Origin of the sequence: Halobacillus sp. B29, assembly GCF_052246755.1 — a bacterium.
GTDB classification, from domain to species: Bacteria; Bacillota; Bacilli; order Bacillales; family Halobacillaceae; genus Halobacillus; species Halobacillus halophilus.
Genome location: NZ_JBQQCM010000007.1, coordinates 132,985 through 148,150, shown reverse-complemented (window position 1 = coordinate 148,150; position 15,166 = coordinate 132,985). Strand labels below are relative to the sequence as shown.

14 protein-coding genes are annotated in these 15,166 nt (G+C 43.0%); 4 read left to right on the top strand and 10 right to left on the bottom strand.

Annotated elements, in window-relative coordinates; genetic code table 11:
• Positions 1–1,271: 1,271 nt before the first annotated feature.
• Complete coding sequence (locus tag ACTWP7_RS10945; protein ID WP_014645270.1) at positions 1,272–2,858, top strand: solute:sodium symporter family transporter; 1,587 nt, start codon at positions 1,272–1,274, stop codon at positions 2,856–2,858.
• Between the two features lie 207 nt (positions 2,859–3,065).
• Positions 3,066–3,482: an NAD(+)--rifampin ADP-ribosyltransferase gene (gene arr, locus ACTWP7_RS10940; protein ID WP_014645271.1), complete on the top strand. Its 417-nt coding sequence runs from the start codon at positions 3,066–3,068 to the stop codon at positions 3,480–3,482.
• 61 nt (positions 3,483–3,543) lie between these two features.
• On the opposite strand, the gene ACTWP7_RS10935 is transcribed toward arr, so the two are convergent.
• The 5 genes from ACTWP7_RS10935 to ACTWP7_RS10915 all read right to left on the bottom strand — a co-directional run bounded on the left by ACTWP7_RS10935 (position 3,544) and on the right by ACTWP7_RS10915 (position 8,932).
• On the bottom strand, positions 3,544–4,233 hold the full coding sequence (locus ACTWP7_RS10935) for an LrgB family protein (RefSeq protein ID WP_443123200.1): 690 nt from the start codon (positions 4,231–4,233) through the stop codon (positions 3,544–3,546).
• On the bottom strand, positions 4,230–4,559 hold the full coding sequence (locus ACTWP7_RS10930; protein WP_443123199.1) for a CidA/LrgA family protein: 330 nt from the start codon (positions 4,557–4,559) through the stop codon (positions 4,230–4,232). Before ACTWP7_RS10930 ends, ACTWP7_RS10935 begins: the two co-directional genes overlap by 4 nt.
• A 364-nt stretch (positions 4,560–4,923) precedes the next feature.
• Positions 4,924–5,940, bottom strand: a complete 1,017-nt coding sequence (locus tag ACTWP7_RS10925) for a CNNM domain-containing protein (protein ID WP_443123198.1) — start codon at positions 5,938–5,940, stop codon at positions 4,924–4,926.
• Positions 5,937–7,328 (bottom strand): hemolysin family protein, encoded by a 1,392-nt coding sequence (locus ACTWP7_RS10920; RefSeq protein ID WP_443123197.1) that lies wholly within the window; start codon positions 7,326–7,328, stop codon positions 5,937–5,939. Before ACTWP7_RS10920 ends, ACTWP7_RS10925 begins: the two co-directional genes overlap by 4 nt.
• A 497-nt stretch (positions 7,329–7,825) precedes the next feature.
• Positions 7,826–8,932: a GGDEF domain-containing protein gene (locus ACTWP7_RS10915; protein WP_443123196.1), complete on the bottom strand. Its 1,107-nt coding sequence runs from the start codon at positions 8,930–8,932 to the stop codon at positions 7,826–7,828.
• A gap of 292 nt (positions 8,933–9,224) precedes the next feature.
• Here ACTWP7_RS10915 and ACTWP7_RS10910 point away from each other — a divergent pair, with 292 nt between their 5' ends.
• Positions 9,225–9,671: a hypothetical protein gene (locus ACTWP7_RS10910; protein WP_443123195.1), complete on the top strand. Its 447-nt coding sequence runs from the start codon at positions 9,225–9,227 to the stop codon at positions 9,669–9,671.
• Positions 9,672–9,710: 39 nt separating this feature from the next.
• Here the strand turns inward: ACTWP7_RS10910 and ACTWP7_RS10905 are convergent, their stop codons facing one another.
• Entirely contained in the window at positions 9,711–10,580 is an 870-nt protein-coding gene (locus ACTWP7_RS10905) for an alpha/beta fold hydrolase (protein ID WP_443123194.1), read from the bottom strand.
• A gap of 222 nt (positions 10,581–10,802) precedes the next feature.
• Here ACTWP7_RS10905 and ACTWP7_RS10900 point away from each other — a divergent pair, with 222 nt between their 5' ends.
• The gene (locus ACTWP7_RS10900) at positions 10,803–11,168 is read left to right on the top strand and encodes a hypothetical protein (protein ID WP_443123193.1); all 366 of its coding nucleotides are present in this window, start codon (positions 10,803–10,805) and stop codon (positions 11,166–11,168) included.
• An 80-nt stretch (positions 11,169–11,248) separates the two neighbouring features.
• Here ACTWP7_RS10900 and ACTWP7_RS10895 read toward each other — a convergent pair whose 3' ends face one another.
• The 4 genes from ACTWP7_RS10895 to ACTWP7_RS10880 form a co-directional block, all read right to left on the bottom strand.
• Positions 11,249–12,067 carry a hypothetical protein gene (locus ACTWP7_RS10895; RefSeq protein ID WP_443123192.1) on the bottom strand — a complete coding sequence of 273 codons (819 nt, stop codon included), beginning with the start codon at positions 12,065–12,067 and terminating at the stop codon, positions 11,249–11,251.
• Between the two features lie 395 nt (positions 12,068–12,462).
• Positions 12,463–13,740 carry a replicative DNA helicase gene (gene dnaB / locus ACTWP7_RS10890; RefSeq protein WP_443123191.1) on the bottom strand — a complete coding sequence of 426 codons (1,278 nt, stop codon included), beginning with the start codon at positions 13,738–13,740 and terminating at the stop codon, positions 12,463–12,465.
• Positions 13,737–14,063, bottom strand: a complete 327-nt coding sequence (locus tag ACTWP7_RS10885; protein WP_443123190.1) for a hypothetical protein — start codon at positions 14,061–14,063, stop codon at positions 13,737–13,739. Before ACTWP7_RS10885 ends, dnaB begins: the two co-directional genes overlap by 4 nt.
• Complete coding sequence (locus ACTWP7_RS10880; protein WP_443123189.1) at positions 14,060–14,779, bottom strand: DnaD domain-containing protein; 720 nt, start codon at positions 14,777–14,779, stop codon at positions 14,060–14,062. Before ACTWP7_RS10880 ends, ACTWP7_RS10885 begins: the two co-directional genes overlap by 4 nt.
• Positions 14,780–15,166 lie beyond the last annotated feature (387 nt).

Here is a 15,166-nt window from a genome sequence, read left to right as displayed (position 1 = left end):
ATCTGCAGAGCCAAAAGTTACTGCACTGATCGGAAAGAAAGAATCCGGTAAGAATAATTTTTTAGAGGCTATTAAAAGGTTTATCGAATATATGAAGGAAAAATTAGAAGAGGTAAGATGTAATTTTAGAAAAGAAATAAAGCACTTTAGGATAATGGGGTGGCTGTAAATTTGTAATTCCCTTACGCTGCCCCTCAGTAAGAGTTAAATGTAAAAATTCAAAATAAAAAGCCCTGTCACTGAGTGAGAGGGCTAAGGTAAACAACTTAGGTGACCCAACCATGTAAGAATCATCCTTGATTCTAAACACTTCTGAATTTCTACTTGCTTGATGGACAATCCTTGGAGAGTCCGTTTCCTCCTCCTGTTAAGTCCAATTTCTCCTCCATTTCTCCTAAATTTAAATGAAGAGATGAAGCACTTGCTAAGGTGGTTCTCTGTGTTGGAATACTTAATCCTTAATCTACCTTAAGGGGGAAGCATCCTCTTACAAAGTCTTCACGTTACCTACGAACTGTAGGTTTAATCGAGCACCTGACCATTCAAAGTTTGTTCTCCATCCTTTCAAAGGATTTCACATCCTTAATTGGCCGGTCTCTTTGTTCGTTTGGAAACGAACTCGTGATGGTTGAGCCACCTAAGTTGTTTAGTTGTTTGTTATCTTCTTTACACTTTTATTATACCCCTATTTAGTGATCTAAACAGAGTTAGTTGTGGCATATTTGTGAATTATTTCACAAATGCTTCAGCCTTTTATATTAGAACAAAAAAATACAGCTTTACAGTCGAACGCCGCTTACTACCGTTAGGGAAGCAATTAGAATCACTAACAAAATGCCTTTCTTCAAACCTACACTATCTTGATTAAACAGTTAGTTCCAAACCTTACCGCTCCAGCTCCCTAATAACCTTAGCCGGATTTCCACCTACAACAACTCGATCCGGGACATCTTTCGTGATGGCATGCTTTATTACGCTTCCAGGTATTCCAATTGAACTCCCTCCCCCCTAAAAATAAAGTAATTTAACGAAGTTATCTATAAAACACTTGAAATTTACCAAAATTTTCATTATGTCTTTTATAACACGATTCCATATGTTACCTTAGCATATAATTAATTAAATTATTTTATAAACTACTTTGTAAACGCATTCAATATCTGTTCGGTACATAGACTACCATCTCACGCCTTTACGTAAGTCTTACATGCAGATTCCATGGTTGTGTAGACCAAAAGAAAGTCCCCACCTAATGAGAAGGAGAGAAAAATATGAATCCATTTACGATTATATCGTTTTTATTTTTCACAGGTTTAGTTGCTTTAATTTCCTATTATATTACGAGAAAAGAAGATTTGAATTCGCAGGATGGTTACTTCCTGGGAGGCAGGAGTCTAGGTGCATGGACGATTGCAGGTTCATTGATGCTAACGAACCTGTCAACGGAACAATTAATCGGGCTTAACGCTCAAGGGTATTCCGACACCATTGCTGTTATGGGGTGGGAAGTAGGAGCGGCTATTGCGCTCGTCGTCGTGGCCTTTTTCCTGTTACCAAGATACTTAAAAGGCGGCATTACTACGATTCCAGATTTTCTGGAAGACCGCTATGATTTTGGTACCAAGCAGATCGTCACGATCCTATTCTTATTCGGCTATATATTAAATCTATTACCGCCGATTTTATATTCCGGAGCCGTTGCCATGAATGGATTGTTCAACATTCCCGAAGCGCTTGGCATCGGCAGGATCCCCTCTTTATATGTAACCGTATTAGCTATAGGAATTGTCGGCTCTATTTACGCTATTTTCGGAGGTTTGAAAGCGGTTGCCGTTTCCGACTCGATTAATGGAATTGGTCTTTTATTTGGCGGGTTAATGATTCCGGTTATCGGCTTATTCGTCCTCGGCGATGGCTCTATTGGCGCCGGCTTCTCTACGATTCTGGAAAATTCTCCGGAGAAGATGAACTCCATTGGTGATTCTGACAGCCCCGTCCCATTCAGTACCATGTTTACCGGGATGCTGCTTGTGAACCTGTTCTACTGGGGTACGGCTCAGCATATTATGCAGCGGGCCATTTCAGCTAAAAGTTTAAAAGAAGGGCAAAAAGGCGTCCTGATTGCGGCCTTCTTAAAATTGCTGGGACCCATTTTTCTTATCTTACCAGGGATCATCGCTTTCAATATGTTTGGTCCTGATATGGAACCGACCAATGCTTATCCAAGACTGGTCAATGAGATTCTGCCAACACCTTTAGTAGGCTTTTTCGCTGCGGTGTTGTTTGGAGCGATTCTTTCTTCCTTTAACTCAGCTTTAAACTCATCGGTTACATTGATTGCGTTAAATATATACAAGCCCTATTTCAAACCAAAGGCTTCTGATAAAGAAGTGGTCCGTAAAGGGAAATATGTCGGTACGGTCATTGCTTTATTCGCGATCAGTATTGCGCCATTAATCGACTTAGTACCACAAGGGTTTTTCCAATACCTGCAGATGGTCAATGGATTTTATAACGTGCCGATCTTCACAATTATGATCGTCGGTTATCTGACCAAACGAGTGCCTGCCATTGCAGCGAAGATCGCGTTGTTTGTATTTATCTCGACGTACGCAACGACGCAATTAGTATGGGATACTGGCTTACACTTCCTTCATATCCTGGGTATATTGTTCGTTGTATGTGCAACGCTAATGTTAATCATCGGAAAACTTTATCCAAGAAACGAAGATTTCTATCTAGAAGAAAAATCCAAAGTAGATATGACGCCATGGAAGCTGTTATATCCAGTTGGAATTGCCGTAACCATTGCGATGATTATTATCTACACACTATTATCTCCGGTTGGCATTCTGTAAAACTAATAACCTATAGCAAAAGGGAACTCAATAAGTTTGAGTTCCCTTTTTTATGAAAAATCACTTATAATTGAACGCTTTATAGGGCTTCCCCCATCTTTCTACTTCCATTATACCGCGAGCTGGCCGTAAATTATAGACTACTCTTTCTATGGACCCTGATCTATACTGTTATATACAAGTCTAAACCCGGAGAGGTGTATTCATTTGAATGGGAAAAAAGATGTCTTAGACCCTGGTCCCTTCTTTCACGGTACAAAAGCAGAACTAAAAATTGGAGAGCTGTTAAAACCGCAATACCGCTCCAATTACCAGGACAAGAAATCGAACTACATTTATTTTACGGCCTCGCTGGAAGCTGCCAAATGGGGCGCTGAATTAGCCTCCTCTTCATCTCAGGAAAGAATCTACATGGTAGAACCAGTAGGCGATTTTGAAAATGACCCGAACGTAACGGACAAAAAATTCCCTGGTAATCCTACACGCTCTTACAGGTCGAAATCACCTTTGAAAATTGTAGCTGAGCTAGGTTCATGGGAAAGACATTCTGAGGAAGAAATCAATCACATGGTTACCTCTATTCATGAGTTACGTGCACAAGGAAAGGCTGTCATAGACGATTAATCCTTGCCCCAATACCACTAAGAAAGCTCTGACCCTTAATGGATCAGAGCTTTCTTTTTTATTACAACAGCAACAGCGTCAGTCCCGGCGCAATAATCGAGACAATCACCGCACTCAGGATCATTGCTACCGTACTGATCGAGCCTTCCAGCGTATCCCGTTCCATCGAAGCCGCCGTGCCGATTGCGTGGGAAGCACTGCCCATCCCGACGCCCCGGCCAATCCGGTGGGTCAGACCACTGTAACGCATGACGAGGGGATGAATCAGCATCCCGCCGATCCCGGCGATCATCACGAATACGGCGGTGAGCGGCATCACGCCGCCAGTGGATTCGGAGATCGACATCGCAACTGGTGTCGTGACCGATTTAGGCACAATCGAATAAATAATCTGATTGCTGAAGCCGGCCCATTTACTAAGTAAAAGACCAGAGCTGATACCGACAACCGCTCCGATCGTAGTCCCCGTCATGATAGGTACAAGCATTTTTCTCAAAATCTCCCTGTGCTGATAGAGCGGATAAGCGAGCGCCACCACCGCCGGACCTAACAGACGATCAACCCACTTCCCGCCCGTCATATACGTATCATAAGGAATATTAAAAAGCACCAGAAACACGATGATCACAAGTGTTGCCACAATTACTGGGGTCGTGTAGATGCGGCGGTGCTTCCGGTAAAGTTGGAGAGACCCGATATAAGCAGCAATCGTGAACACAATCATAAATAAAGCCACAAGCGTAGCATTCATGCTTCTTCCCTCCTTTTCACCATCCACTGGGTGACCCGTCCGGCCAGCGCCATGACGAGCGCCGTACTGAAGAGACCAATCACAATCAGCAGTATGCCTTTTCCTTTAAATACGTACGCATAGCTAATGATTCCAACCGTCGCCGGTATGAAAAAGAAAGGCAGGTGCCTGACCATGAAGGAGACTCCCTGTTGCAGAATCCATTCCGGCACCAGTTTTAAAGATAGTAACGTAAACAGGATTAAGAGGCCGATCACACTGCCGGGGATGAAGAGGTTAAACAGGTTCTGAATGCCTACGCCGGCTAGATAAATCAGATATAACATGGCAATTTGTATGGGTATGATGATGGCTTTGTCTTTGAACAACGTGAATCCTTCTTTCTAAAAATGCCAGATGGAGCACTTCTATTTTTATTCCTCCACTATAGTAACTCTATTTTAAAAAGAATGACAGGATAAAAAAACAGAGTTTCGACCGTTCGACTTTGCTTTCTTACCCTGCTTAAAATTCCAGTATCTTCACTCAAACGAAAAAGAAGCTGATCTCAAGGGGGGGAGACCAGCTTCTTTTCTATTCTTCATTTAACGAATATAGATAGGACATGTATATGTCCAAATCCAATGCTTTTTGCTATATGATTTTCTTCCTGATCGACTTGGATATCTATTCGAGAGGAAGTCTCCTACTTTAGTGCTCGTTCATGCGAGGGAGCACATTGTGAAAGACATCGTTCGTCGTAATGACGCCGAGGAACTCAGAACCATCCATAACCACGGCCAGCTGCTCACTGGACCGTCGCATGCTTGTAAGAGCTTCATGCAAAAGTGTACTCGGGTGCAGGACGAACGAAGGGCGTGCAAGTTCCCTTGCCGGCCGGTCCGCCGGCTCAAGCAGAGTATCACGAACATGAAGGACTGCCGGGGGCTCTTCATCCTCTGTCATAACGAGGATGCGTTTGTGACCGGTACGTTCTGTCGCTTTCTGGACATCAAGGGCTGTGGCATCTGAATCCACCGCTGTTGGAGATATTTCTTTTGGAAGTAAGTCGGCGACCCGTAAGGTTTCCAAATCAAGAGCGCCTGAAATAGGCCTGCGGATGGACGCGTCCAGCGCACCGACATTAGCCGAATGTTCCACGAGGTGTCGGATGGTCGCAGCATCCTGACCACCAATCGCAGCGGTATCGGATGGTTCCACACCCGAAGCCTTCACGAGACGATTGGCTATATTATTAACCCATAACAGCAGGGGCCGGAATAGCCGAATGAATATGCGGGAAGGCAAGCCGACCATGATGGCCGAGGCCTCAGGGTGCGCGATCGCCCACGATTTCGGCGCCATTTCGCCAACGACGAGATGCAGGAACGTCACAATCAGCAATGATAAAAAGAAAGAAGTTCCATCGGCCAGCCAGTATGGAAGCCCCACCTCAGCGAATAGCGGTGAAAACCAATCATCAACCGCTGGTTTAGTCACTGCACCGAGGGCGAATGTACATACCGTAATTCCCAGCTGTGCCCCTGCGAGCATGACTGTAAGTTCATTTACTGATCGCAATGCAGCTCGGGCGCCACGGCTGGTGACCGCTGCTTCTTCGAGTCGATGACGCCGGGCTCCAAGCAGCGCAAATTCAACGATAACGAAAAACGCACTTAGTGAAATAATTACTGTTGTCACTAATATTATAATCAAGGGGTTAGTCATGATTTCCCCTCCTTAGTCGGTTCATGCCCAACATCCTTTTGTGATTCATCTATTGTCAGGTGGATCAAGGTCGGGACCCATCTGTCTACCTCCATTATCCGCGCCACTAAGTAACGGCGGACGGGATCCTCATGAACGAGGTCAGCCGGGTCCCCTGGAAGTTCGACCGTGACTGTTTCACTGACAGCCGGGAGATTACCACAATGGGCAATAAGCATTCCAGCTACCGTTTCATAATCACCTCGCGGCAGATAATAACCGATTTCGCGCTCGGCCTCATCGACGTGAACATCTCCGCTTATTTGCCATGAGTCCTCTCCTTCAGGTTCAACGACGGCAGGCAGTTCGCTGTCGTGCTCATCTGAAATTTCACCGACCACTTCTTCAGCCAAGTCTTCCAATGTCAATATTCCAGTAAAGCCGCCATACTCATCGATCACACAAGCGAGGTCGTTTTTTGACTGACTCATACGCATTCGTGCCTCCGGCAGCGACATTACGGTGGGGACTACGAGCGGCGTTCTCATAATCGAAGTGACAGGTTTATCGTCAGTTGAAGATGAAGCCAGTACATCGACAAGATGCACAACACCAATTGGTTCTTCGTCGGAATTAATAACCGGATAACGGGTATGTTCCTTAGCCATCAAGTACCGCACCTCACCGATGGAAATATCCGGCTCCACAGTATCTGCATGAGATCGCGGTGTCATGGCGTGCTCGACGTCACGCTGCGGAAAGTCAAGAATCCGATCCAGTACGATGGACAGATTTTTGGGCAGATCACCACTTTCACGGGAGTCGGCCACAATGTGCTCCAGGTCACGAGCGGTGGCACTACTATCGATGTCATGGACGGGCTCGATTTTTAGCATCCTCAGGAATTTATTGGCTGCCTGGTCAAAAACCTTAATTAACCAGCCAAAAATCGTAAGGTAAATATTCGTTGAATGGGCAAGTCTGAGAGCCAATGGTTCAGGATTGGAAATAGCGAGGTTCTTAGGATACAACTCACCAAAGATCATCTGTACAACTGTCGACACACTCAAAGCCAGCACAGTACCGACCGAGATGCTGACCGCGGCAGGCACACCCACCCCATCGAGCAGCACGCCCAAACTCCTCCCCACAAGAGGCTCGGCCACGTACCCAATCAGCAGGCCTGTAACCGTGATACCCAGTTGAGCTCCAGAAAGCATAAATGAGGTCCGCTTTGTGACCGCCAATGCACGTTTAGCTGCACTATTGCCCTGGTCGGCCAATGCGCCTAACCGGGAGCGGTCGACAGACATGTACGCAAACTCCTGGGCGACAAAATAACCGTTTGCAGCTATGATGGCGAGAATCACGATGATGCCAAGCAGCAAAGTCAGTGTAGCTATTAACATAAGCCATCTACCACCTTAATGAAGTAGATTGGCTGGATACAATGGTGTGGCTTCTGAGTAGAGGGACTGTCACTACTCGAGTCAGAGTCATCGGTTTCGCTAATCGTTGACGGCATAAATTCCTTGCTCATTATATTTTTTCCTCCATTGCATACATAATTCTTTGTGCATCCATAGTACCTAATACTAGGTATAAAGGCAATAAATTAGGCTATGTACCCACGTGGACCGGCATGACCCTTCATGATGCGGGGCAAGGTAGGTATATTTCTTATTCACGAGTTACACAGACTTAGGATCTTCCTCGGATTGATCCATTCTATTCTTTTTCGTAAAAAGAAAAATCTTTTGGCTGGATTTTTATCAACTTTTGCATAATCCTATTGGTTGTCATATCTCTTTTCTCCGCTATGATCCTCTAGTTCCGCTGGATTTAAAATTCTGAAAAAGTAGTCGGTCCCCTCCTAAAGCAGGCCGATGACATACTTATCACCCCTCTACATCGACCGCTTCGAACGCTTATCGTTATACATTTTCTTATCAACCGACGTGTACAGCTCATCCATTGACCTCCCCTCTTGGTAAACCTGGTAGCCATAGCTGAAGCTTAAACTTTGCAACAAAGGATCATCACTTTTTTCAAGAAAACGATGGATGCTGGACACATAAGTATCAATATCCCTGCCGTTCTCTACAAGGACGATGAATTCATCCCCGCCAAGCCGTGCAGCCAATGCCTGGTTAGGAAAGGCATCTACAAGGACCCGTCCAAACTCGATTAAGACCTGGTCCCCTTTATGATGGCCATACTCATCGTTAATGTGTTTAAAATCGTTCAAATCGATCAGCACAATTCCAAACGCACGCTCCCTTTCGATCAGGTGCTGAAGGTAGGTTTCATAGCTATGCCGATTATACAGCCTGGTGAGGTAATCCTGCTCGGTCGCAGCCGATTCAAGAAATGTGTACGCCATAAGAACGACAAGTACAATCGATGTCCAGGAAAAATACAACTGCTTATCAAACAGCTGAACGAACATCCCGACAATGGGTAAAGCGAAGAAAATAAGGAAGATCCATTTCACGGGGGAAGAAATTCTGCTGCGGTTACGAACCACCATCACACAAATAGCGATGTATTGACCAATTAGAAGCGCGTTATGAAAGTCTTTATAATCCCCGCTTATGTAGTTATGGCTGGAAGGGTCCACATCAAAATAAACAGGATACATAAGGTTCACGAGCAGGATAAACAGAGTGAGAAAACTGAGGTGCTGGTAGAACCACCTCCTATAAACACGAGAGGGGTTTCCAAACAGGTGGTAATCGACATAGGAAAGCATTAGACCACCGAGCACCGGGCCGCATAGAAACAGAATAAAATTGGTCGAGTACTCGAGGACATAGGCACCATTGAAGAATTTACCGTCAAAAATCCAGGTCAGCGGTTCAAAGACGATCGCCACAGCCGCAACCACCATAATCATCTTCAACAGCCGCTTACTGAAGCTTTTCACCCTGGATTTCGCCCGCATGATGATAAAGAGCACAGCAAGAATCATGATCGCAAAAATATTCACTTGAAATTGCACGACATAGTCCATGTCTCTTCTGCCCCTTATTTGTCATATTGGAGAGTTTCGTGGTGGCCGAATCTATTTCTTACATCTTACTCTAATTCTTTTGTCCTGGTCAAAATATTATTAAGAACGAAAAAGGAGATCCTTTTCGCTGAAGACCGCCCTTTTGCTTATTATCTTTTCTTATAACTTTAAAACAAAGAGAAACCGTGGATAAGACATGAATGAAGAACTATTATATTGTAAAAAAATAGGTCTTTTTACGTTTTCTCGAAACTATGAAAGGGGAAGTTTATAAAAATAGGGAGGAGATCGTGTGGAAGAACTGTTACGAGATTACGGATCAACTGGGACAGTATGGATTTGGCTGGTGGTAGCGATCCTGATTGCGGCGGGAGGCGTAGCTTTATCGATCGCTATTTCGAAGGGCAAGTTTGATTTGCCACGGGTGAAAATCGACCGTCTGCGCTACGGGTCCTGGGCACTCGTGTTCATAGGAGTGTTGATAGCTTTATTTACGCTTGCAGATGGGGAGATCACCTTCTCGCAAAACAATAGGGCATTAGAACAATGGAACGACGACGGCTACTATGTAGAAAACTACGGAGAGATCGAAGAACGAGACGGAGAAACGATCCAAGTGAAAGAGGGAGCAAAGGAAACGGTCACAGAGAAGAAAGCTGATCATATCCTAACCGGCTGCGACCGGGATGTGTACGCCGAAGTAACCAACGGAGAGGTATGGATATGCGTTACTGAATAGAAAAAAGGGCGATCCTCTCCGTGAGGACCGCCCTTTCGCTTATTGCTTTTCTTCTAAGAACTCCTGCATATATCGATTGACCGTTTCCGGCTGTTCATGATGCGGGGCATGGCTGACCCCTTCCATACGATGAATCGTCAGGTCATGGACATAGTCTTCCACCCCATCCAGATTGCTGTTTTCAAAAGCAGGATCCGCATCGCCCCAGATGATCAACGTCGGAGACTCGAACATTTGATAAGGCAGATCCAGTGGCTGTTTCACGTGCTCCTCGAACGGATAGAAAGAAGCTGCCCGATAATAATGAAGCATCGATTTCATCGCACCCGGCTGCATCCATGCGTCTATGTATTTCTGTTCCTCCGCTTCGGTCAGATACCCCTTCTTCTTACCAGGTTCCGTCATCATTTTTCTCAGCCGCTCCGCATTGTTTTCCAGCAGCTTCTCATGCGAGTCCGTACGCTGAAAATAGCCCATATAATTGCTCGCTTCGCGCTGCCCCGGATTCTCCTTCAGTTCACGCCTGAACGTGTATGGATGAGGCGCATCAAACATGATCAGTTTCTTCACATAGTCTGGCTCCGTGTACGCAAGTGTCCACGCAATGGCCCCGCCCCAGTCATGGGCAACTAAAATGCAGTCCTTCTCCCCGAAGGCTTCAATCAGCTGCTTCACATCCTCAACCAGAATCGACATATCGTAAGAAGAAACTTCTTCCGGCTTATCTGAAAGGTTATACCCTCTCATATCCACCGCGACCACACGATAATCCTTTGAGAATTCTTCGATCTGGTGATGCCAGTTGTACCAGAAATAAGGGAACCCGTGGAGAAACAGCATGAGCTCGCCTTCTCCTTCTGTGACGTAATGAAGATTGACGTCGTTGACTTTTACATATCCTTCTTGCATGATTCCAACCACCCTTTCTATGCATATTTTCAATATGGTGCCACTGTACTCCTCTTCACAGGAAAGGGCAATTAGGAAGTCTCATTTTCTGGATAATTAAGAAAAATAACCTAGTAAAATCAGGTATCCCGATAAGGTCAACTTCTTATATGGAATAAATACACTTACACATTATTAAACTATTCCATGGAGAAATTTCATGACATCAAAGGAGTTTTGCTTATGAAAGAAATAAAAATTTTCACTTTTCTAAGCTTCATACTTTTGCTTATCGGCATCACTTTTCTAACTTTAGGATTTGACCGAATACACAATTATAATAACCCGGACAGTGAAGAGTCCTATTTGCTTGATAATGATAGCGAAGATCCAAAAAATGCTTATGTTGGCGGAGATGCGTATAATTACATCATCAACGGCACTCATTCCACCTCCTACTTTGTTTTAGCGTCGGCCCTGTTTATCCTTTCCGTGTTACTCTTCCTATGCCAAATTCAATATGACACCAGAGAATTAATAAAAAAAGCACAGCAAGGAAACGGGGAGGAACCTAGTACTTATCTTCTGTTTCAAGTAGATAAGAGTTAAAACAGCCCGCATGGTAGATCCATGCGGGCTGTTTTCCTACATTAAAGGAAGAAAATGTATCCATCTTAGAAAATCATCAATCATTTGTTATTTTTGACTCTAAAAATATATTCTTCCTCTAGCTCCCAATAGACAATTTCGGTACTCTTAACCAGTATCAGCTTTCTGTTTTTCTTCTGATCAGGATGATCCCTAATCAGAATATTATTTTTAAAAGTTCTATGTGATAAATATTTATTTACTATAGTAACCCCATCTGTTAGAACAATTTTATGTATCTTAACTAAGGGGGTATTAATATAATTATAGCTAAAGAAATTCGGCAGAAATAAGAGAATAGAGAAAAGGATAATTGTTATAACATCTAGAAGTTCATTATTTGAAATATAAAGGCTTGAATGAATAAAACCCATAAAAAATGCACATAAAATTGTATTTAGAACCAACAAGGCAGTAATTAGATAAGCCAAATTTATATAAGTTATTTTTCTTTTATCTCTATATTTACGAATTTTATTTTTTGCATTCTTATAACTCCTTCGTAATTCAACGAATTCTTTAAAATATTTAAGTACTAATATGTAATAACCCCAACCTAAGATAACATTAGCCCAAATTGTAAATTTAATTAGACTAGTAGATCTATCCTCACCCAGGAAGGAAAGCAATTTACTATTAATGCTTTCAAAAAAAGGATAAGTATAAAGGACTGGCGATAAAATAAAAAGTACTAGAAACAAAAAAGTTTTATAAGCTATTTCTACCTCTTTACTTAGTAATTTTTTTTCGCTAGAGGTGGATTGAAAAAATGTTAAAAAACTTGGCTTTAATAATAACAGTAAAATTATTGTTGATAAGATAGGGGTTATTATTTTTATAATCTCCAATATTTTCAGCAAGCTTTCACGCACCTTTCCATAGTAAATAAAACTTTCTAATTATAATATAAAACTTGTTTACGAAAATAATAATTTCCACTCTAATAATAGCATATTTTTCCAAAAATGATATTATTTCTTTTTTTATAGACCTAAATAATTTCTTCAAATCGTAAGGTGTAAAATAAAATACTATTATAAAATAATTACTCCTGGTACAAATCAAGTATGAAAATATTGACCTTTTTATACCTCCAGTACTAATATAGCTTATTTTGGTTTATCTGCTATCGCAACATCAATAAATCGACGGCCGAAAAAAGCAATGCGACCATTGATTTATTGATGAAGACAATTGTATTACCAAGCGATAATCAGATAATAAGAGATTGAGAGAAACCTTGTTCATTGAATGATTAATAAATAGCCAGCTGAGATGAATCTCCCACAAACTTCCCATACTCCTTCTGAAACTGAAGCTTCACCTTTCCTACCGGACCATTCCGTTGCTTACCGATAATCAATTCTATCTTGTCATTATTCTCCTGCAAATTGTAGTAATCCTCCCTATATAGGAACGCGATCACGTCGGCATCCTGTTCAATGTTTCCCGATTCACGTAAATCGGACATGAGCGGCCGTTTATCCTGCCGTTGCTCTACAGCGCGGGATAACTGTGAGAGTAGTACAATCGGAATCTCAAGCTCAAGAGCTAATAACTTCAGTTCTCTTGTAATAATGCCGACCTCGAGGTCACGACGTTCGGAGCGTGTTGAGGGGGACATAAGCTGAAGATAATCTATGATGACCAGGTGGCGTTCGTTCTTTATTTTCTTCATATGGGACCTGATTTTTGCACGGATTTCACTGACGGTTCTTGGTTTAGTCTCAATGTTGATTTGCCATTCGGATACTGGCCCCATGACATTTAGAATGTCTATGTAATCCTGCTTGTTAAAATCCATGGATTGCCATTTCGCTCCATCCACTAAAGCTTCTGAGGAAAGGATCCGCTTGATAAGCGGCCTTTTCCCCATTTCCAGACTGAAGATCTGAGCACTCCCGCCCTCCTTACAGTGGTGGGAAGCAAGGTTGAGGGCAAATGCCGTTTTCCCCATCGAAGGTCTGGCCGCAAGAATGATTAAATCCCCTTTCTGGGTGCCGCCTGTCATTTGATCCAGCTCTTCATATCCGGTTGAGAAACCAGTTATACCATCTTTTACTGGGGTCTTCATTTCCTTTGCAATCTCAATGAGAACCTCTCTTACCGAACCCTCATCTTCTATGAAGCCAACCTCTCGATAAGAATCCATATTCGCACTTAACGTATCATACGTTTCATCGCCTGGATCTTTGACGTATCGGATTGCCGCTGCCCTGGTGATGCGGTGTCTGTACGCATCAAGCACCAGACGCTGATGATGTTTAAAGGTAGCCGTCGTCGGGACCGATGTAGCAAGCTCGGTCATATAGGTGACACTTCCCACCTCTCTGATCTTATCTTTTAACACTGTGGTCACTGTGACAATGTTGACCGGCTCATTGGCTTCATAAACGGTTCTCATCGCCTGGAAAATTTTCAAGTGCCTTTTATCGGAGAAATGTTCCGGTGAAAGAATGACATCATCCATCAGCGACCCTTCCATTAACAGTGTGCCGATAACTGATTGTTCTGCTTGTTGATTGAAAATCATTTGTCCATCTTCCTTTCCATTTCATCCAGTTTCTCAAGAAACATCCGTTTCGTTTCCTCCGATACTTCTGCCGCTTCTTTTTTCCAACGCGCCATCTTTTCAGCCATTCCATTATCCGATACCTCATATACGGCGATTTCTGATAGCGTTGGCGGGAACGGTGATTTCACCACGTGGTTCGTTAAACGTCTCATCACAGGATCGTATTTCATTTTCTCGAGCTCGGTCGTCCAGAGGGCAACCTTCCTTTTCGTCAGTGAAAACTTGCCTACATACACTTCCTCAATGGTTTTTAACACTTCTACCGCTTCTTCATAGTTCATACATTTCTCTCCTTTCTAATCTGCTCAAAAACATCGTCTTCTTTTTCATCTGCATCTTTTATATTGGGGCGGTGCTCAAGTGTCAGGGCCTCCGCCCCTTTGAGTGTTGTAACACCCGCTGCCTGCCATCGTTTTAAAATAGCTTCACAATATTTATAAAAGCGCTTGTTATGCTGTAAGGCTCGCTTCATCGATTCCACGACCAGTTCGTCGGACAACTCTTCACACCACTGGGTAATACTCTCAGCTGTATAGGGGGTCAACATTCCGATATTCTGTTCGTAAAATTCATGAGGATTTGTACCAATGGCCGCTTCTTCCTCTCTCTCTTTTCTTTTTCTTTCTTTTCTTTTAAATAAAGCGCCCAGTCCTCCGTCCAGTCCTACGCTCACTCCTGCGTTCACTTCTTCGCCCGCTTCTTCGGTCACGATCTGGTTTATGCGTGATATCATTTCATACAAAGGTGCACGATTCCGGTTAATAAAAGTGTGCTTAATGTAACCCTTCTCCTTCAGCTCTGCGCGGGCACGTTTAAAAGTGCTCTCCGTAAGACGAGCCTTGGTCATAAGCGTGGCTGTAGGAACTGCGAATTCTTTTTTCCATCCGACTTTGTTATTGAAGTGCATCAGAGAAATCCAAAGCATTGAGGCAGGTAAAGATAACTCCTCCATTTCCAGTTGATCTAAAAACGCGTTCAATTCTTTTAAGTAATTCAATTATTCTTCTCCTCCTTTTTTGAAGGCATAAAAAATAGACCTTCTTATCTCTAGAATCGAGTGGAAGGTCTGCTTTGGTGTCAATTTTTTCAAAAATATTTATAAAGAATTTTTAGGATTCGAGTATTTCCGTTTTAAAAAATGAATCGTTGTAATTTTTTATCACTAAAAATATCGAAAGATTTCGAGGAGCCTTACGTTCCTCGTGAAAGACACATAAAAAAATAGCTGTCAACAGTAGCCGGCAACCATTTTTTTATTACCAAACTTTCTTAACAGGCGGATTTTTGAGGGTAACCACATTAGAAAAATAGGTCAAATTACTATAGTCTAATAAATTTTCAAGATCTGAAAGAGGATATGCAATGCCATTCCATAATTGGTTTA

Bases quoted from the DNA above. Each gene is read 5' to 3' on its own strand.
- ACTWP7_RS10945 (WP_014645270.1), top strand. From the start codon at position 1,272: ATGAATCCATTTACGATTATATCGTTTTTATTTTTCACAGGTTTAGTT.
- ACTWP7_RS10935 (WP_443123200.1), bottom strand. From the start codon at position 4,233: ATGAATGCTACGCTTGTGGCTTTATTTATGATTGTGTTCACGATTGCT.
- ACTWP7_RS10930 (WP_443123199.1), bottom strand. From the start codon at position 4,559: ATGTTATATCTGATTTATCTAGCCGGCGTAGGCATTCAGAACCTGTTT.
- ACTWP7_RS10925 (WP_443123198.1), bottom strand. From the start codon at position 5,940: ATGACTAACCCCTTGATTATAATATTAGTGACAACAGTAATTATTTCA.
- ACTWP7_RS10920 (WP_443123197.1), bottom strand. From the start codon at position 7,328: ATGTTAATAGCTACACTGACTTTGCTGCTTGGCATCATCGTGATTCTC.
- ACTWP7_RS10915 (WP_443123196.1), bottom strand. From the start codon at position 8,932: ATGGACTATGTCGTGCAATTTCAAGTGAATATTTTTGCGATCATGATT.
- ACTWP7_RS10905 (WP_443123194.1), bottom strand. From the start codon at position 10,580: ATGCAAGAAGGATATGTAAAAGTCAACGACGTCAATCTTCATTACGTC.
- ACTWP7_RS10900 (WP_443123193.1), top strand. From the start codon at position 10,803: ATGAAAGAAATAAAAATTTTCACTTTTCTAAGCTTCATACTTTTGCTT.
- dnaB (WP_443123191.1), bottom strand. From the start codon at position 13,740: ATGATTTTCAATCAACAAGCAGAACAATCAGTTATCGGCACACTGTTA.
- ACTWP7_RS10885 (WP_443123190.1), bottom strand. From the start codon at position 14,063: ATGAACTATGAAGAAGCGGTAGAAGTGTTAAAAACCATTGAGGAAGTG.